Here is a 17,301-nt window from a genome sequence, read left to right as displayed (position 1 = left end):
CGTACGCGCCCTCTCTTCAAACTACCCTAAAACCTCAAAATTCCTAAAGGAGACATCATGACAATTTGTTTGAAATCGCTGGCCCCATTAACCGTTTCTGCCTTGTTATGGGGGTGTATACCTGCCGTGTATGCTCAAACCGTGACCCTCAAGTTTTCACACTTTATCGGTTCAAACCACAACTTTCACAAAGGTGTAGCAGAGTATTGGTGCCACGCGATCGAGAAAGACTCAGGAGGCAAGCTCAAATGCCAGATCTATCCGGCACTGCAGCTTGGCGGCACGCCCGCCATGCTGCCCGACCAGGTAAAGAATGGTGTAGCCGATGTGGCCTGGACATCACCGAGCTTTGCCACCGGCCGCTTCCCACGCACCGAAGCCCTGGAATTGCCATTCTCCTTGCCCCCAAGCAGCCTGGCAGGCACCCGCGCCATGTGGGAATACACCCAGAAATTCGGCATGGAAGATTACAAAGACTTCAAAGTACTGGCCCTCTTCAGCGGCTCCAACGTAGTCATCAGCACCGCCAAGAAACCAGTGCTCTCTGCCCAAGACCTCAAAGGACTCAAATTACGCAGCCCATCGCGCTACGCCTCCCTGTTTCTGAGCGGCTTGGGGGGAACCCCGGTGAACATGCCCGTGGCGGCAGTCACCGAAGGCATCTCCAAAGGCGTGATCGACGGGGCCATGGCCCCCTGGGAAGTACTACCCGCCGTCAAGATTGACGAAGTCACCAAATACCACATGGAAGGCCAGGCCAACCAGCCCGGCTTCACCCAGACACCCTTCGCCGTGCTGATGAACAAGGCCAAATACGAAGGACTCACCCCCGAGCTGAAAGCAGTCATCGACAAACACAGCGGCCTGTCCTTGTCGGAAGTCGCCGCCAAAGTCTGGGATGACGGCAGCGAAGCCGCCAAGAAGAAATTAACCGCACAGGGCAACAAAATCCTCACCATCAAGGATGAAGACTACAACGCCATGAAACCTGCGGGTGCTGCCGTCGAAGCCGACTGGATCAAACAAGCCAACGCCAAGGGCCTGGATGGCGCCAAGTTGGCCGCTGAAGTGCATGCACTGGGCAAAAAATACCAACCCAAATAAACCCGCTTGTACAGGAGCAGGCACCCCACCTGCCCTCTTGTCGGCCTGCATGCTGCGGCAGCAGGCTGTTTTTAATCTCGAAAGAAATTTGCCATGGCTGAACTCTTACCCGACGACGACCGCGTCATCCACCCTCAGCGCAAGGGACTGGTGCGCCAGCTTGACAACGTGGTGACCTGGTGGGCGCTGTCTGGTGGCTTCGTCTTTGTGGCACTGGTGGTGATGTCCATCGTCTCCATCGTCGGGCGCAAACTGTTTTCCTCGCCCATTGAAGGGGATATGGAACTGTTGATGATGGGCGCGGCGATTGGCTCGGCCGCCTTTTTGCCGGTGTGTGAAATGCACGACCACCACATCAAGGTCGATGCCCTGACCACCTGGATGAGCCCGCGTGCCCGCGCAGCGCTGGATGCCCTTGCCCACGCCCTGCTGATGCTGGCCGCGGCAGTCATCACCTGGCGCACGCTGCTCTACACCATCGAATGCCATGAGAACATGGAAGTCTCGGCCCTCTTGCTGGTGCCGGTCTGGCAACCCGTGGTGTTGATGGTGCCCAGCTTTGCCTTGCTGGCCGCCGCAGCCCTTTACCGGCTGACCGTTTCAACCCAGCTTGCACTCGGAGCCCAGCCATGAGCGGTATGACCATCGGACTGTTGATCTTTGCCGGCCTGCTCGTCTTGCTGGCCCTGCGCATTCACGTGGGCATCGGCATGCTGCTGGGTGGCTCGGCCGGGTTCCTGGCCATGAACGGCGGGGACCCGTCCTCACTGCTGTTTACCTTGAACCACCTGGCCTATGCGCGCCTGTCCAATTACGACCTGGCAGTGATTCCGCTGTTCATGCTGATGGGGCAGTTTGCCACCCACGGTGGCCTGTCCAAATCACTGTTCAAGTTCGCGGCTGCCTTCATGGGGCATTGGCGCGGTGGACTGGCCATGGCCGCCACTGGTGCCTGTGCCGGTTTTGGGGGCCATTTGCGGCTCCTCCCTGGCCACGGCGGCCACCATGGCCCAGGTGGCTTTGCCTGAGTTACGTGCGCATGGCTATTCCGGGCGCTTGTCCACCGGTACGCTGGCGGCGGCGGGCACGTTGGGCATCATGATTCCGCCCTCGGTGCCACTGGTGATTTATGCGGTGCTGACGCAGGAGTCGATTGGCAAGCTGTTCATGGCCGCCGTCATCCCGGGTTTGATGGCCATGACCGGTTACATGCTGGTGATCCGCATTTTGGTCACGCTTGACCCCAAGGCCGGCCCGGCGGGTGAGAAACACAGCTGGACCGAGCGCCTGACCGCCACGTTGGCGGTACTCCCGGTGATGGGGGTGTTTGCGGTGGTGATTGTGGGTATCTACGGTGGCTGGGCCAACCCGACGGAGGCGGCCTCGATTGGGGCTGCGGCTTGCGGCATCCTGGCCATCATCTCTGGTGGCATGCGCTGGAAGGGTATCAAGGAGAGTCTGATGGGCACGGCTTACGCCACGGCCATGATTTTTATGGTGCTGCTGGGGGCTGACTTGCTGAATTCGGGCCTGGCGATCACCCAGTTGCCGACCGAACTGGCTGAATGGGTCAAGACCAGTGGGCTGCCACCGATGGCGGTGCTGATCGCCATTTTGCTGATCTATGTGTTGCTGGGTTGTGTGATGGATTCGCTGGCGATGATTTTGCTGACCATCCCGATTTTTTACCCGATGGTGATGGGGCTGGACTTTTTTGGCATGAGTGTGCCCGACAAGTCGGTCTGGTTTGGCATTTTGGCGTTGATGGTGGTGGAGATTGGTCTGGTGCACCCGCCGGTGGGGATGAATCTGTTCATTATCCAGAAGCTGGCCAAAGATGTGCCCTACATGGAAACGGCCAAGGGGGTGATGCCTTTTCTGGCTTCGGACTTCATGCGCATCGGCTTTTTGATCGCGTTTCCGGCCATCTCTTTGTGGCTGGTGCGGTCGATGTGATGTATCTCCCATTTATTGAATGATCAAGGAAGTCCACATGACCACCTCTTTTCCTGCTGCCGACGGCGATGCGCCGATCCAGGATTTCTCGCAATGCCATGCAGGTATTGTCAAACGGCTTCACCTGCTGGGGGAGTTGCCTGCGTTGCTGGCCCCGGCAGAGCGTGCCCGTCAGATTGCCGAGCATTCGCTGGCTTTTTTTCGGGAAGCCATTTTTGAGCATCATCTGGATGAGGAGCGTGAGCTGTTTCCGGTTGTGCTGGCACACGCCGAAAAGGGCGCTGAACAAGAACAGGTGAAAACCATGGTGAAACGTCTGACCGATGAGCACCGCGAACTGGAGACTTTGTGGAAACGCATCGAATCGGGTTTGAAGAAGGTGGCCAAGGGTCGTTTTGACGAGGTGGATACCGAGGAGGTGCAGCGCCTGGTGACTCAGTACCTGGCCCATGCCGAGTTTGAGGAACAAGCGTTTCTGCCCCTCTCATCCACCATTCTGGGGCGTAATGCCAATCACATGGCCGCTCTGGGCTTGTCTCTGCATATGCGCCATTCCCATGAGCCGGTGTCTACTTATCTTTGAGGATGTCTGCTGGAAATCCAGTTTCAAATTGTGCAAACATTTTTCACGACCCTTGCACAGCCATCAAGTGGCTGCGGACATTCAGGGACTTCAGTGATCATTTGAACCACAACATCGTAGTCCGCACTGATCGAACAAAGACAGGAAAAAATGAGACTTGATCCGGTCACACTGAGGCTATTTGTAGCCATGGTTGAGGAAGGCACCATTGCAGCCGCGGCTGAACGCGAACACATTGCGGCGGCTGCGGTGAGCAAGCGTATACGGGGCTTGGAAGAGGTGCTGGGCATTGAGTTGATATTCCGCAGCAACAAGGGCATTGAGCCCTCGGCAGCCGGAGTCGCCTTACTGGGTTTGGCCCGTGGCGTGCTGCATGATCTGGATGATATTTTTGCCCAGATGCGTGAATTCTCCAGAGGAACACGGGGATTTGTGCGTGTGGTGGCGAACATTTCCGCGATTACCCAAGTCATGCCAATGGCTCTAAAGTCCTTTCTCCAAACGCACCCACAGGTGCACATTCGACTTGATGAAATGACCAGCGGCGACATCCTGCGTGTAGTGGCCGAAAACGGTGCCGATATTGGTTTGTTTTCGGAGTGGCCAGAGCGCCCAGACCTGGAGGTCTACCATTTTTTCAATGATGAATTGGTATTAGCGGTGCCCACGGGCCATCCCTTGGCTGGTCGAACTTCTGTCGCCTTAGCCGACACACTGGACTACGACTATGTGGGCCTGCATGCCGATAGCAGCATCACATTGCAGTTGTCCAAAGCTGCCGCCGGGTTGGGCCGTAGTGTCCGTCTCAAGATGCATGTCACCAGTTTTGACGCTCTAAGCCTGATGGTTGAAGCCGGCTTGGGGATTGGGGTGTTGCCACGTGGCAGTGTGCTGCCTTATCTAAAGTCAATGGCGATCCAAATCGTACCGCTGGACGATGCTTGGGCACGACGCGACCTCAAACTCTGCGTGCGATCCTACCGTTCACTGTCGATTGCCGCCAAGTTGATGACGGATCATTTGCGCAGTGTGGGACAGGATCGTGGTGCCATCGCAGTTGGTGATGACGACCTCACCAACGAATGATTTACCTCAGAGGCGTTTCGGTCGATCATTTCGATCACAGAAAGAGGTCTCTTTCTCCATTCATTTTTTTCGGATATCGCCATGTCGCAAAAATCATCTGAGCCATTGCCCCTGAAGGGCGTTCGTGTCATTGAGTTGGGTACGCTGATTGCAGGCCCCTATGCCGGGGCGCTATTGGCGCAGTTTGGTGCAGAGGTCATTAAGGTGGAGGCCCCTGGCAGCGGAGATCCGCTGCGGAAGTGGCGCAAGCTACACAAGGGCACGTCTCTCTGGTGGTACACCCAAAGTCGCAACAAGAAATCGATCACCCTGGACCTGAAGACAGAGAAGGCCAAAGAGATCGTGCGGGATCTGGTGCGTACGGCCGACATCGTGATAGAAAACTTTCGCCCAGGCACTCTGGAAAAATGGGGATTGGGCTGGGAGGCGCTGTCAGCGGTCAACCCCCACTTGGTCATGGTGCGCATTTCTGGTTATGGCCAAACAGGCCCCTACAGGGAACGACCCGGATTTGCCGCCATTGCAGAAGCCATGGGCGGCCTGCGTTATGTCACCGGTGAAGCAAACCAACCACCCGTACGATCAGGCATCAGCATTGGCGACACACTGGCTTCCCTCTATGGTGTGATTGGTGCCCTGATGGCAATGCACCACCTCAAGTCCAACAACGGCAAGGGGCAGTTCATTGATGTGGCTTTATACGAAGCCGTGTTCGGCGTGATGGAAAGCCTGATCCCCGAGTATTCGATGTTCAAACACGTGCGGGAACGCACCGGTGCTGCGCTGCCCGGCATTGTGCCGTCGAACACCTATCCCTGCAAAGATGGTGACTACGTTGTCATCGCAGGCAACGGTGACAGTATTTTCAAGCGCTTGATGGGCATCATCGGTCGCCCCGATTTGGCAAACGATCCAGACTTGGCCAACAATGACGGCCGAGTGAAACAGACGCAAATGCTGGACGACGTGATCGGTGACTGGACGCGTCAACATCATCTGGACGAAGCACTGCAATTACTGGAAGCAGCCGATGTGCCCAGTGGTCGCATTTACACCGCGGCCAACATTCACAACGACCCTCACTACCAAGCGCGCGGCATGCTGGAAAGCCATGTATTGCCCGACGGTCAGTCGGTGGAATTCCCGGGCATCATCCCCAAACTCAGCGCTACACCGGGGAAGACTCAATGGCTGGGACCGGAGTTAGGTGAACACACACAAGAAGTGTTGGCCAGTATTGGTATCGATGCGGACGGCTTTCAGCAACTGCGTACTCAGGGGGTGGTGTGATGGCCAAAGGCTGCTGTTTGCCTGCTCACGTCAGCATCCATGACGTGGTGGTTCGTGATGGTTTTCAGAGTGAACCCCATTTCATTTCCACGGATGCCAAGATCGCTTTGATTGATCGACTCTCAACCACTGGCTTATCCAAGATAGAAATCACCTCGTTTGTTTCGGCCAAGGCTGTCCCTAACCTACGTGACGCTACGGAGGTGTGTCGTGGCGTGATTCGCCGCCCGAATGTGAGGTTCGTCGCCCTGGTTCCCAACGTGCTGGGTTGTGAGCGGGCGCTGGCATGTGACATCGACGAGATCAACCTGGTCATGTCCCTCAGTGAAAGCCACAACATGGCCAACATGCGCATGAGCACGACGCAGTCCCTCAAGCAGTTCGCCGATGTGATGGCGCTGACCAAGTCGACCCGTACACAGGTCAACGGCACCATCGCCACAGCCTTCGGCTGCCCCTTCGAGGGAGTGCAGGATCAAGAGCGGGTACTGGCCACCGTTCAGGCTTACCTAGACCTGGGCATGAACAGCATCACCCTGGCCGACACGACCGGAATGGCCAATCCACAGCAAGTCTGTCGCATGGCATATGCCTTTTTGGCCCGTTTCCCGCAGGTGCCACTGACCATGCATTTTCACAACACCCGTGGCATGGGTTTGGCCAATGTTCTGGCCGCCGTGGCCAGTGGTGTGAAAAGTTTCGACGCCTCACTGGGCGGTTTGGGTGGCTGCCCCTATGCGCCGGGCGCAACAGGCAACATTTGCACCGAAGACACGGTGCACATGCTGCATGCCTGTGGCGTGGCTACCGGCATTGACTTGGATTTGTTGTTGGGTATTGCCCGGGATTTATCAACCATTGTTGGCCACGAGGTTCCGGGACAACTGGTGCGCTCGGGAAAGTCCACTGATCTGCACCCGTGTCCGGCCTCCGTGATCTCCTTGCGGGCGGCGCAGGCCACCGTTTGAACCACACGATTTTCAAGAAAGCAAAACCATGAGTGCACAAACCCTGCTCGATAAACTCTGGACTCGTCATGTCGTACGCGAAGAGGTGGACGGCCCCTCGCTGCTCTACATTGACCGCCATCTGGTCAACGAAGTCACCAGCCCACAGGCGTTCGAGGGACTGCGACTGCAGGGGCGCAAACCCTGGCGTGTGGCATCCATTCTGGCCACGGCCGATCACAACGTGCCGACGACGGATCGTCGTTCAGGCATTGCCGATCCGGTAGCCAAGGCACAAGTGGACGCACTAGACCACAACTGTGACGATTTCAACATTCCGCAGTTTGGCCTATTCGACCCACGTCAAGGCATCCTCCATGTGGTGGCACCAGAGCAAGGCGGCACGTTGCCGGGAACCACCGTGGTATGCGGTGACTCACACACATCCACCCATGGTGCCTTTGCCGCACTCGCCTTTGGTATCGGTACCTCCGATGTGGAGCAGGTGCTGGCCACCCAATGCTTATTGATGAAAAAACCGGCCTCTATGCTGGTACGTGTCGAGGGTAAATTGGCTCTTGGCATCAGTTCCAAGGACATCGTGCTGGCGCTGATCGGTCAGATTGGAACTTCCGGTGGTACGGGTTACGCCATTGAGTTTTCCGGCTCAACCATCCGCTCTCTGAGCATGGAAGCGCGCATGACCTTGTGCAACATGGTGATCGAAGCCGGTGCCCGTTGCGGCATGGTGGCGGTGGATGACAAAACGATCACCTACATCCAGGGTCGCCCCATGGCTCCACAAGGCGCGGATTGGGATGCCGCCGTCGGCTATTGGCGCACCCTGGTCAGCGACACCAATGCACACTTTGACCGGGTTGTGGAGCTGAATGCCAGCGCCATTCGGCCAATGGTGACCTGGGGTACCTCACCCGATATGGTGGTGACAGTAGATGGCCAAGTGCCAGATCCGGCGCAAGTGTCCGATCCGGTCAAACGCCAAGACATGCAAACCGCACTGACCTATATGGGGCTCACGCCGAACACGCGGATGACCAACATCGTGCTCGACAAGGTGTTCATCGGGTCCTGCACCAACGCCCGTATCGAGGATCTTCGCATCGCCGCGAATGTCGTCAAAGGTCAGCGCGTGGCCACAACAATCAAGCAAGCCTTGGTGGTGCCGGGTTCCGGCCTGGTCAAGGCGCAGGCCGAGGCCGAAGGCTTGGACAAATTGTTCACCTCTGCGGGCTTTGAATGGCGCGAAGCCGGCTGCTCCATGTGCCTGGGTATGAACGAAGACCGTCTTTGCGCAGGGGAACGTTGTGCGTCCACCTCCAACCGCAATTTCCAGGGTCGGCAGGGTCCAGGTGGCCGCACCCATTTGGTCAGCCCGGCAATGGCCGCCGCCGCCGCCATTGCCGGACATTTTGTTGATGTCAGCACAATGACCCACCCTACGCAGGAAGATCAAGCATGAAACCTTTGGTTCACATTACCGGAATCGTGGCACCACTGAATCAGTCCAACATCGACACGGATGCCATCCTGCCCAAACAGTTTCTCAAATCGATAAGACGTACCGGCTTTGGCGCTTATTTGTTCGACGAGTTGCGCTACCTTGATCATGGTGAGCCAGGGCAGGATTGCTCTCGTCGCCCTCTCAACCCGGACTTCGTTTTGAACCAGCCACGCTACCGCGGTGCATCGATTCTTTTGGCACGGGACAACTTCGGATGTGGTTCTTCTCGCGAACATGCCCCTTGGGCGTTGGAAGACTTTGGTTTTCGTGTGCTGATTGCGCCGAGTTTTGCGGATATCTTCTATCAGAACTGCTTCAAGAACGGTCTGCTGCCCATCACCTTGGGGACAACCGAGATTGATGCGCTGTTTGCGGCTACCGAAGCTCAGGACGGGTACAGCCTGAGCATTGATCTGGAATCACAGTCCATGAAAACGCCAACGGGTGATCGTATCCACTTCGAGATTGATCCTTACAAGAAGCAGTGCTTGCTGGAGGGCCTGGACGACGTGACCCTGGTGTTACAACACGAGTCCGAGATTGGCAAGTACGAAACCTGGCGCAGCGTGGTTGAACCCTGGCTGTTCCGTCATTAGAGCTTGACGGAGAACCCCCATCCCCCCAAATGACCCTGCCTAAGATTGAGCCACATGGGGAGTGGGTTGGGCGGCAGCCGGTTGAAGCAGGGAGTGACCTGAGCGCATGGCCAGTATCCAGCGCAGCGCGATAATCCCCAGCCTACAGGATCACTATTTCAACATTCACGCTGCTTCCGTTGGCTTTGATGTTTGAGATATTCGTTTCAAACATTGACACCAACAGCCTTTCAACCCATGTTCCAGTACCTCACCATCCCCGTGACCGCCTTTGACCAGAACTGCTCTTTGGTCTGGTGTGACCAAACCCTGCAAGCCGCCGTGATCGACCCCGGTGGGGATCTCGACGAATTGCTGGGTGAAGTCAAGCGCCTGGGCTTGAAACTGGAGCAGATCTGGCTGACACACGCCCACATTGACCATGCGGGAGGCACCGGCGAACTGGCCCAAAGGCTGGGTCTGCCCATCATCGGCCCCCATGAGGGCGACCAGTTCTGGATTGATGGTCTGCCTGCCCAAAGCAAGATGTTTGGGTTCCCTCCGGCCTTGTTGTTCAAACCTACACGCTGGTTGCACGATGGCGACACGGTCAAAATTGGCGAATGTACCTTGCAGGTGCGGCACTGCCCAGGACACACGCCAGGGCATGTGGTGTTTTATTCACCGGAAGCCAAACGCGCTTTTGTCGGTGATGTGCTGTTTGCTGGCTCGATTGGTCGCACCGACTTTCCACAGGGTGATCACGCCACACTGATTGCCAGCATCCGCAACCGCTTGTGGCCAATGGGTGACGACACGGTGTTTATCCCCGGCCACGGGCCTGAGAGCACGTTTGGGCGGGAGCGTAAAACCAACCCGTATGTGGCTGACGGGGTGTGAACCAGCACCCGGCAACCATGGCAAAAGAATTCAAATTGCTATAAAATAAATAGCTTCTTACGCTTTATATACAAGCGTTAGAGGCTGATTTTTCATATAAAACTCCAGCCACAGGCAGTTTCATGAAAAAAGCCCGGCACAAACCGGGCTTTTTTACTAGGGTGATGCGCCGGGCGCTACATCATGCCCAACATGCGCGGGAACCAGGTGGACATGGCGGGCCAGTAAGTCACCAAGCCAAGGAAGCCCAGCATGGCCAGCAGCCATGGCCAGACCGCCACAGTCAGCTCGGTGATACCCATCTTGGTGATGCCGGAAGCCACGTACAAGTTCAGACCCACCGGTGGATGGCACATGCCCACTTCCATGTTAACCACCATGATGATGCCAAAGTGCACCGGGTCAATGCCCAGCTTCATCGCCACCGGGAACAGGATCGGGGCGAAGATCAGCACAATGCTGGAAGGCTCCATGAAGTTGCCCGCCAGCAGCAGGATGACGTTACAGGCCAGCAAGAAGGTGATCATGCCCAGGCCATGGCCCAGCATCCAGTCAGCCAAGGCCTGCGGGATGTTCTCGTTGGTCATGATGAAGCTGAACAACACCGCGTTAGTGATGATGTACAGCAGCATGGCCGACATGTTGGCCGAGCTGAGCAGCACCCGTGGCACGTCTTTGAGGCTCATGTCCTTGTAGACAAACACCGCTACAAAGAAGGCGTAAACCGCGCTCATGGCCGCCGCTTCCGTTGGCGTGAACATGCCGGTGTAGATACCCCCCATCACGATCACAATCAGCAGCAGACCCCAGGCCGAGGCCTTGAAGGTTCTGAAGCGTTCAGCCCAGGTGGCCTTGGGCAGGCGTGGGTAGTTGAACTTTTTGGCGCGGTACCAGGTGACACCGCCCAGTGTGGCGGCCAGCAGCAAGCCAGGAATCACACCGGCCATGAACAAGGCACCCACCGAGGTGTTGGTCGCCACCGAATACATCACCATCACGATGCTGGGCGGAATCAGGATGCCCAAAGCGCCAGAGGTGGTGATCACCCCCGCGCCAAAGCTTTTGGGGAAACCGGCTTTGGTCATGGCGGGCAACAGGATGGAGCCAATCGCCACCACTGTCGCCGGACTGGAGCCCGACACTGCCGCAAACAAGGCACAACCCAGCACACCAGACAAGCCCAAGCCGCCATACCAGTGGCCCACCATGCTGGAGGCAAAGTTGATCATGCGCCGGGCCACCCCGCCGTGGGTCAGAAAGTTGCCCGCCAGGATAAAGAACGGAATCGCCATGATTTCGAACTTTTCAATACCGGTAAACAGCTTGAGCGCCACCGACTCCAGCGGCACTTCGGTAAAGCCAAACAAAAAGGTCAGTACCGTCAGGCCGAGCGAAATCGAGATCGGCATGCCGGTGAGCATCAGCACCAGCAAGAGGATAAAAATAATGGCGGCGTTCATTTGGCGGCCTCTTCTTCCAGACCGTCTACATGGCCATGGTCATGATGGGGGAGTTCGCCGGTTTTGATGAAACTCACCAACACCTGCAAAAAGCGAAAACACATCAGGCTGGTGCCCAGCGGCACCGCGCTGTAAACCATCCAGGTGGGCCACTCCAGGTCTGGGGTGGTGGGACCTTCAGGGATGCCGTCCACTGGCAGGCCAAGCAAGTTGAACCAGTAGTGGTGCGCACCGTTTTCCCAGACAAAACCAGCCGCAATGGTGGCCACAATACCGGTAAACAGGATGCCTGCACACAGACCAAAGATGACAAATTTGCTGCGCATCTTTTCATCCAGCCGGTTGATCAGCACATCCACCCCGACGTGAATGCCAGTGCGCACGCCGTAGGCGGCACCGAACTTGCACATCCAGACGAACATGATGATGGTGAGCTCTTGTGCCCAGCTCATGCTGATGGACAAGAGCCAGTCCTGCAGGCCAGGAATGGCCATGCCCGCAAGATAGCGGTGTAACACCGCAACAAAGATGATCAGCGTCGCGCCGCCCATCAGGAAGGTGATTAACCACTCTTCCAGGTGATCAAGAAATTTCATGGTGTGAGCTCCGACGTTGCGGTCATCAATGCTGCGTGAATACGTCAGGTCAGATCAGAGCTTGGCCGGATCAAAACCCGTGGCCGAGTAAAACTGCTTCAGTGTTTCCTTGCCTACGCGGTCAGCCATCTTCAGGTGCACCGGAGCCATGGCTTTTTTCAGCGCCATACGCTCTTCTTTGGTGGGCACATACACGGTGGTTTTGCCACTCTTCTTGACACCTTCAAGCGACTTGTCGTTTTCGTCTTGGGCAATTTGATTGGCGTAGATGGTGGCTTTTTTCATGGCATCTTCGAGCTGACCACGCACATCGGCGGGCAGGCCGTCCCAGAACTTCTTGTTCACAATCACCGCATAACCCAGGTAGCCGTGGTTGGTGATGGTGAGGTGCTTTTGCACTTCATGCATTTTCTGGGTGTAGAAGTTGCTGATCGGGTTTTCAGTGCCGTCCACCACACCAGTTTGCAGGGCTTGGTACACCTCAGAGAAAGCCATCACCTGGGGAATGCCGCCCACCGAGCGAATTTCTTCTTCCAACACTTTGGAGGATTGAATGCGGAATTTCTTGCCTTTGTAGTCGGCTGGATTTTTCAGTGGTGTGTTGGCCGAGAACGATTTGAAGCCATTGTCCCAGTAAGCCAGGCCCTTGATGCCCTTGGGTTCCAGCTTGGCCAGCATGGCCGCACCGACGGGACCTTGGGTGATCTTATGCAAATCAGCCGTGTCATCAAAAATGAAGGGGAAATCAAACGCCTCGAATTCCTTCACGCCCAAGGGGCCAAATTTGGCCAGCGACGGGGCCAGCATTTGGACCGAGCCAATTTGCAGGGCTTCCATTTCTTCCTTGTCTTTGTACAAGGCACTGTTGGCATACACCTCCACCTTGACCTTGCCCTTGGTCAGCTCGGCCGCTTTTTCGGCAAAATAAACCGCTGCCTTGCCCTTGGGCGTGTCTGCGGCGACCACATGGCTGAATTTGATGATGGTTTGTGCACTAGCACTCAAACCGACGGCCAGCAGAGCGGCTGCCAAGATGTGTTTCAATTTCATGAATGTCTCCAGTTGTTGAGCAAAATATGTGAAGCGCCCCGAGGTTAACCTTGGAACACGCTTGCAGCAACTGTGGCGTTCAACAGCTAGGGTTAACCCGCACCTTAAAGCAGGGCCACGCGCAGCGCGTTGAGCCACGCTGGGCCAATTCGGTTGGCCAGTTGTTGCTGCACTGGCTGTACGGCGCGACGCAAGTAGGCTCGCTGGTCAGAACTGAGTGTATGAATACGGGTGGTGCCAGTCTGGCGCAAGGCTTCAAGCGCGTTATCGTTTTGAGCATCTGCAATCCGGTTCGCAAAGGTCAGAGCCTCCTGCATCGCCAAGTTGATCAGTTGACGGTCCACCAAAGCCAGGCTTTGCCAAAAACGCTGGTTGGTCACCACGGCATAGCCCAGGTAGCCGTGCTCGGTCAGGCTCAAATCACGCTGCACTTCATGCATGGCTTGGGTCCAAAAGTTGGACACCGGGTTTTCCGTGCCATCGACCACACCACTGGCGAGTGCTCGACGGGTTTCGCTGAAAGCCAGGGTGACTGGGCGGGCACCCAATGCCCGCATTTGTGCAGCAATCACCCGTGAAGCCTGCACTCGCATGCGTAAGCCGACAAAATCCTTGGGCTCCAGCAAAGGCCGATTGGCGCTCATCTGCTTGAAACCATTGTCAAAAAACCCCAATCCCACCAAACCCTGGCGGGGCAAACGCTCCAGTAGTTTTTGTCCGAGCGGGCCCTGGGTGATGCGCCGTACCGCAGCCAGATCGTCAAACAGAAAGGGCAGGTCAAACAGCTCAAACTCAGGCAGGCCAATACGACCGAATTTGGAGAGGGACGGGGCCACCATGTCCACCGCCCCCAACTGCAGCGCCTGCATTTCATCCTGATCACCGTACAACTGGGCATTGGGAAACACCTGTACACCGATGCGCCCGCCGGAACGCTGCTCCACCAGCATTTTGAAACGATTGGCGGCCAGCCCTTTGGGGGTTTCTTCGGCCACCACATGCGAAAAGCGCAGGGTAATGGCTGGCTTGATCTGGCCCAGCGTGGCATCCGGCAGCGCCGCCGTGCCGGCTATCGCCGTCAGCCAGGCTCGACGGGTGGTCACTGCGGCGCGCGCAGGTTTTTTTCCAGCGCATCCAGTCGCGCCAGCACGGCTTGCTGGCCTGCTTCAAGCACACCCCGCAGTTCAGTAAAGCGCGAGGCCTCGGCCTTGTCAGCCAGTTCACGGTTGGCTTGCAGCTCTTTGGCGTTGCGCCGTGCATCCCACATCACGGTGGATTGCAGGTAAAGCACATACACCATGAAGTACGCCACCACAAACAGCAGCAGCCCCAGCGTCAGCAAACCCAAGGGCGCTTGCACCGTGGCCACCCCCAGTGAGACCGCGGAGTTGGTCAAAAAGACACTCCAGTTCAGTGCAACGAAGGCACCAATCAACACGAGAAGCAAAATCAAAAGCAGACTGCGAATGCGCATGGCAAGCTCCTAAGCAGGTGGGGAAAACTTGACATCAAGGGTACACCAACTGGCTATCATGCGGACTCCCCCTGGCCCATCATGACCCCAACCGCTGCCTCTGCTGCCGACCACACGCTTGACTTCGCCCTGCTGCAACAATCAGCGGCGCGTCATGGCGCACGTAACCGCCTGGCGCTGTGGTGGCTGCTGGGTTTGCTGACGTTGCTGGTGGGCTCGGTGGTGACACTGCTGCTTTACCTGAACAATTTCGAGACGGAAGAAGCGGCGCGACGCCGGGCTGGCGATGCCCAATGGCTGGAGCAAAGTGTGCAATTTCACTTCCGGCGCCTGGAGGACGATTTGCTGGTACAGGCACGCCAGGCCATGAACAACCCCAACCTTGCCCAGGCAGACCTGGCTGATCACGCCCAAGATCTGAAAGCGGGCCTGTTGTGGCGTGAGCCAGGCGTGATTTTGTCCAGCGGCTGGATCCCGGCGGGGCAACTCGGCAACCCACACACAGGGCCCGAGCGGTGGCCGTCCGATTGGCAAGCCCATGCAGAAAATCAACAAGCCTTGTCGCTGATGCAAGCCACCAGCCAGGGCCTGCGCCGTGCGGCCTATGCGGGCCTGATGCTGCGCGCTGATGGCCAAGCCAGTGACGTGATCTGGCTGGCCGTGCCGTTTTTTGACCGAGGCCAATTTGTCGGCAATTACCTTGTGGCCATCTCGATGGAGCGGGCGCTGGCGGCTTTGGTACCCGGCTGGTTCACGCAGGATCACCGTGTGCAATTACTCATGGAGGAAACCGCCCCACCGGCAGAAACCGCTTATCGGGTGGGGTTGAACCTGCCAGGAACCGACTTGTTTGTGCAGGTGAACCTGACCCAGGCGCAGCCAACCACCGTGCCGCGTATCTTTTTTCTGGTGTCCCTGTTGTTTTTGACCGGCATGCTGGTCAGCCTGTATGCCCTGCGACACGATTTTGTGAAGCGCCAGCAAGTACAAGCCTTGCTGCAAACCCAGGTGGCCTTGCGCACGGCGATGGAAAACTCGGTCACGATTGGCTTGCGGGCGTGGAATCTTGCCGGCGAGATCCTGTATGTGAACGATGCCTTTTGCCGCATGGTGGGTTACAGCGCAAGCGAACTGATTGGCCGCTCCACGCCCTTTCCGTATTGGCCGTTAGATCAAATCAACACGCTGGAGCGGGTGCACCTGGGCATCATGGCACAGGGCACCAGCGGCGAAGGTGTAGAGGTGCAATTCCAGCACCGCGACGGCCATTTGATCGATGTACTGATTCATGAGGCCCCCTTGAACAGCGCCAGTGGCGAGCAAATGGGCTGGATGAGTTCGGTGCTGGACATCAGTGAACGCAAACGCGCCCAGCGCATGGCGGCCCAGCAGCAAGAAAAGCTCGAAGCCTCGGGCCGCCTGGTGGCGGTGGGCGAGGTGGCCTCCACCCTGGCCCATGAACTGAACCAACCCCTGGGGGCGTTGAGCAGCTTTGCCAATGGCCTGCTCAACCGCTTGCACAACCACAGCATCAGCTTGCCTGAACTGTTGCCCGTGGTGGAGCGTATGGCGCGGCTGGCTGAGCGCGCGGGTGGCATCATTCAGCGCGTCAACGCCTTTGCGCGCAAACGCGAGCTGTCACCCCAGCGGCTTGATCTGGTGGCATTTTTGCAGCGTGTGCTGACACAATTTGCCGCGGACAACACCCTCGCCCCGGCCTGGGCTTTGCCCGACCATGCGGTTTGGGTACAGGCTGATGAGTTGCTGTTTGAGCATCTGGTCAACAACCTGGTCGGTAATGCGCAAGACTGGGCCACCCATGGCGGGCAACGTGCCCAGGTCTGGGTAAGTTTGAGTTTGAATGAAGCGCGCGACATGGCGGTGCTGGCCGTAGCCGACACCGGCCCGGGGGTCAGTGAAGAGGCCCGGGCGACCATTTTTAATGCCTTTGTCAGCCGCAAAGAAGGTGGTATGGGCATGGGGCTGGCCATTTGCCGCTCCATTGTGGAGGCCCACCACGGCCGCATTGAGGTCAGTCGCGACCCGGTGCTGGGTGGTGCACGCTTCACCGTGCTGCTGCCGCTGGCTGACTTGCTTCCCCCTCAGGAGATTTCATGACCCAACCCCGTGTGCATATTGTGGATGACGACCCCGACATTCGTGACGGCCTGGCCTGGCTGTTTGATTCGCGCGGCTTCCAGTCCACCACCTGGGACGGTGGTCAGCCGTTTCTTGACGCAGCCCGGGCCCTGCAAGGTCATTGGGGCCACGCGGTGGTATTGCTGGACATGCGCATGGCCCCACTTTCTGGCAGCGTGACTTTTGAGCAACTCAAGGCCCTGGGTTGCCCCTGGCCGGTGCTGTTTTTAACCGGCCACGGTGATGTCGGCACCGCTGTGGCAGCGGTCAAACAAGGGGCTTGGGATTTTCTGGAAAAACCGTTTCAGGACAATGAACTGGTCGACCGCGTGCAGCAAGCGCTGGCCGCCGCCAGTGCGGCACAACAAGATGACTTTGAAACACGCCGCCTGCGCCAGGCCCTGGCCTCCTTGAGCCCGCGCGAGCGCGAGGTGCTGGACCAGCTCATCCGCGGCCATTACAACAAGAACATTGCCGACAATCTGGGCATCACAGCGCGTACAGTGGAGTTTCACCGTGCCAATATTTTCGAGAAAATGGGGGTTAGCTCGGCAGTTGAACTGGCCCATAAACTGGGTCGACTGGAACCCATGGGATAAGCATAGAATTGACCTCTAGC

The 17,301-nt window shown here is 57.4% G+C and carries 18 protein-coding genes; 13 read left to right on the top strand and 5 right to left on the bottom strand.

Annotated features, from left to right (window positions below; translation table 11 throughout):
• The first annotated feature begins 57 nt into the window (after positions 1-57).
• From LDN84_RS00940 to LDN84_RS00895, 11 genes are all read left to right on the top strand, one after another.
• A complete protein-coding gene (locus LDN84_RS00940) occupies positions 58-1,104 on the top strand; it encodes a TRAP transporter substrate-binding protein (RefSeq protein ID WP_223906827.1) in 1,047 nt (348 codons plus the stop codon).
• A gap of 93 nt (positions 1,105-1,197) precedes the next feature.
• Positions 1,198-1,737 carry a TRAP transporter small permease gene (locus LDN84_RS00935; RefSeq protein WP_223906824.1) on the top strand — a complete coding sequence of 180 codons (540 nt, stop codon included), beginning with the start codon at positions 1,198-1,200 and terminating at the stop codon, positions 1,735-1,737.
• Positions 1,734-2,132 (top strand): TRAP transporter large permease subunit, encoded by a 399-nt coding sequence (locus tag LDN84_RS23040; protein ID WP_317134823.1) that lies wholly within the window; start codon positions 1,734-1,736, stop codon positions 2,130-2,132. Before LDN84_RS00935 ends, LDN84_RS23040 begins: the two co-directional genes overlap by 4 nt.
• Complete coding sequence (locus tag LDN84_RS00930) at positions 2,110-3,060, top strand: TRAP transporter large permease (protein WP_317134822.1); 951 nt, start codon at positions 2,110-2,112, stop codon at positions 3,058-3,060. The genes LDN84_RS23040 and LDN84_RS00930 overlap by 23 nt, the downstream gene beginning before the upstream one ends.
• A 37-nt stretch (positions 3,061-3,097) precedes the next feature.
• Positions 3,098-3,643 carry a hemerythrin domain-containing protein gene (locus tag LDN84_RS00925; protein WP_223906820.1) on the top strand — a complete coding sequence of 182 codons (546 nt, stop codon included), beginning with the start codon at positions 3,098-3,100 and terminating at the stop codon, positions 3,641-3,643.
• 150 nt (positions 3,644-3,793) lie between these two features.
• Positions 3,794-4,729, top strand: coding sequence for a LysR family transcriptional regulator (locus tag LDN84_RS00920; protein WP_223906817.1), 936 nt, complete (start codon positions 3,794-3,796; stop codon positions 4,727-4,729).
• Between the two features lie 81 nt (positions 4,730-4,810).
• Entirely contained in the window at positions 4,811-6,019 is a 1,209-nt protein-coding gene (locus tag LDN84_RS00915; RefSeq protein WP_223906813.1) for a CaiB/BaiF CoA transferase family protein, read from the top strand.
• On the top strand, positions 6,019-6,987 hold the full coding sequence (locus tag LDN84_RS00910; RefSeq protein WP_223906810.1) for a hydroxymethylglutaryl-CoA lyase: 969 nt from the start codon (positions 6,019-6,021) through the stop codon (positions 6,985-6,987). The genes LDN84_RS00915 and LDN84_RS00910 overlap by 1 nt, the downstream gene beginning before the upstream one ends.
• Positions 6,988-7,015: 28 nt before the next feature.
• Positions 7,016-8,446 carry a 3-isopropylmalate dehydratase large subunit gene (gene leuC / locus LDN84_RS00905; RefSeq protein WP_223906807.1) on the top strand — a complete coding sequence of 477 codons (1,431 nt, stop codon included), beginning with the start codon at positions 7,016-7,018 and terminating at the stop codon, positions 8,444-8,446.
• Positions 8,443-9,084: a 3-isopropylmalate dehydratase small subunit gene (gene leuD, locus LDN84_RS00900; RefSeq protein ID WP_223906805.1), complete on the top strand. Its 642-nt coding sequence runs from the start codon at positions 8,443-8,445 to the stop codon at positions 9,082-9,084. Before leuC ends, leuD begins: the two co-directional genes overlap by 4 nt.
• A gap of 237 nt (positions 9,085-9,321) precedes the next feature.
• Positions 9,322-9,963: an MBL fold metallo-hydrolase gene (locus LDN84_RS00895; RefSeq protein WP_223906801.1), complete on the top strand. Its 642-nt coding sequence runs from the start codon at positions 9,322-9,324 to the stop codon at positions 9,961-9,963.
• A gap of 176 nt (positions 9,964-10,139) precedes the next feature.
• On the opposite strand, the gene LDN84_RS00890 is transcribed toward LDN84_RS00895, so the two are convergent.
• The 5 genes from LDN84_RS00890 to LDN84_RS00870 form a co-directional block, all read right to left on the bottom strand.
• Positions 10,140-11,423: a TRAP transporter large permease gene (locus LDN84_RS00890; protein WP_223906798.1), complete on the bottom strand. Its 1,284-nt coding sequence runs from the start codon at positions 11,421-11,423 to the stop codon at positions 10,140-10,142.
• Positions 11,420-12,019: a TRAP transporter small permease gene (locus LDN84_RS00885; protein ID WP_223906795.1), complete on the bottom strand. Its 600-nt coding sequence runs from the start codon at positions 12,017-12,019 to the stop codon at positions 11,420-11,422. The genes LDN84_RS00890 and LDN84_RS00885 overlap by 4 nt, the downstream gene beginning before the upstream one ends.
• Positions 12,020-12,073: 54 nt before the next feature.
• Positions 12,074-13,069, bottom strand: coding sequence for a TRAP transporter substrate-binding protein (locus LDN84_RS00880; protein ID WP_223906792.1), 996 nt, complete (start codon positions 13,067-13,069; stop codon positions 12,074-12,076).
• Between the two features lie 104 nt (positions 13,070-13,173).
• On the bottom strand, positions 13,174-14,172 hold the full coding sequence (locus LDN84_RS00875) for a TRAP transporter substrate-binding protein (RefSeq protein WP_223906789.1): 999 nt from the start codon (positions 14,170-14,172) through the stop codon (positions 13,174-13,176).
• The gene (locus tag LDN84_RS00870; RefSeq protein WP_223906786.1) at positions 14,169-14,543 is read right to left on the bottom strand and encodes a LapA family protein; all 375 of its coding nucleotides are present in this window, start codon (positions 14,541-14,543) and stop codon (positions 14,169-14,171) included. The genes LDN84_RS00875 and LDN84_RS00870 overlap by 4 nt, the downstream gene beginning before the upstream one ends.
• Positions 14,544-14,624: 81 nt before the next feature.
• On the opposite strand from LDN84_RS00870, the gene LDN84_RS00865 reads away from it, so the two are divergent.
• Complete coding sequence (locus tag LDN84_RS00865; protein WP_223906782.1) at positions 14,625-16,661, top strand: two-component system sensor histidine kinase NtrB; 2,037 nt, start codon at positions 14,625-14,627, stop codon at positions 16,659-16,661.
• A complete protein-coding gene (locus tag LDN84_RS00860) occupies positions 16,658-17,281 on the top strand; it encodes a response regulator transcription factor (RefSeq protein WP_223906778.1) in 624 nt (207 codons plus the stop codon). Before LDN84_RS00865 ends, LDN84_RS00860 begins: the two co-directional genes overlap by 4 nt.
• The last annotated feature ends 20 nt before the right edge of the window (positions 17,282-17,301 follow it).

The organism is Rhodoferax lithotrophicus (genome assembly GCF_019973615.1).
GTDB lineage: Bacteria > Pseudomonadota > Gammaproteobacteria > Burkholderiales > Burkholderiaceae_C > Rhodoferax > Rhodoferax lithotrophicus.
The sequence above is the reverse complement of the archived record's forward strand: the minus strand, read 5'-3'. Positions and strand labels throughout refer to the sequence as shown.

Excerpts from the sequence above, each read along its gene's own strand:
- LDN84_RS00940 (WP_223906827.1), top strand. The coding sequence starts at position 58 with ATGACAATTTGTTTGAAATCGCTGGCCCCATTAACCGTTTCTGCCTTG.
- LDN84_RS00935 (WP_223906824.1), top strand. The coding sequence starts at position 1,198 with ATGGCTGAACTCTTACCCGACGACGACCGCGTCATCCACCCTCAGCGC.
- LDN84_RS23040 (WP_317134823.1), top strand. The coding sequence starts at position 1,734 with ATGAGCGGTATGACCATCGGACTGTTGATCTTTGCCGGCCTGCTCGTC.
- LDN84_RS00930 (WP_317134822.1), top strand. The coding sequence starts at position 2,110 with ATGGCCCAGGTGGCTTTGCCTGAGTTACGTGCGCATGGCTATTCCGGG.
- LDN84_RS00925 (WP_223906820.1), top strand. The coding sequence starts at position 3,098 with ATGACCACCTCTTTTCCTGCTGCCGACGGCGATGCGCCGATCCAGGAT.
- LDN84_RS00920 (WP_223906817.1), top strand. The coding sequence starts at position 3,794 with ATGAGACTTGATCCGGTCACACTGAGGCTATTTGTAGCCATGGTTGAG.
- LDN84_RS00915 (WP_223906813.1), top strand. The coding sequence starts at position 4,811 with ATGTCGCAAAAATCATCTGAGCCATTGCCCCTGAAGGGCGTTCGTGTC.
- LDN84_RS00910 (WP_223906810.1), top strand. The coding sequence starts at position 6,019 with ATGGCCAAAGGCTGCTGTTTGCCTGCTCACGTCAGCATCCATGACGTG.
- leuC (WP_223906807.1), top strand. The coding sequence starts at position 7,016 with ATGAGTGCACAAACCCTGCTCGATAAACTCTGGACTCGTCATGTCGTA.
- leuD (WP_223906805.1), top strand. The coding sequence starts at position 8,443 with ATGAAACCTTTGGTTCACATTACCGGAATCGTGGCACCACTGAATCAG.
- LDN84_RS00895 (WP_223906801.1), top strand. The coding sequence starts at position 9,322 with ATGTTCCAGTACCTCACCATCCCCGTGACCGCCTTTGACCAGAACTGC.
- LDN84_RS00890 (WP_223906798.1), bottom strand. The coding sequence starts at position 11,423 with ATGAACGCCGCCATTATTTTTATCCTCTTGCTGGTGCTGATGCTCACC.
- LDN84_RS00885 (WP_223906795.1), bottom strand. The coding sequence starts at position 12,019 with ATGAAATTTCTTGATCACCTGGAAGAGTGGTTAATCACCTTCCTGATG.
- LDN84_RS00880 (WP_223906792.1), bottom strand. The coding sequence starts at position 13,069 with ATGAAATTGAAACACATCTTGGCAGCCGCTCTGCTGGCCGTCGGTTTG.
- LDN84_RS00870 (WP_223906786.1), bottom strand. The coding sequence starts at position 14,543 with ATGCGCATTCGCAGTCTGCTTTTGATTTTGCTTCTCGTGTTGATTGGT.
- LDN84_RS00865 (WP_223906782.1), top strand. The coding sequence starts at position 14,625 with ATGACCCCAACCGCTGCCTCTGCTGCCGACCACACGCTTGACTTCGCC.
- LDN84_RS00860 (WP_223906778.1), top strand. The coding sequence starts at position 16,658 with ATGACCCAACCCCGTGTGCATATTGTGGATGACGACCCCGACATTCGT.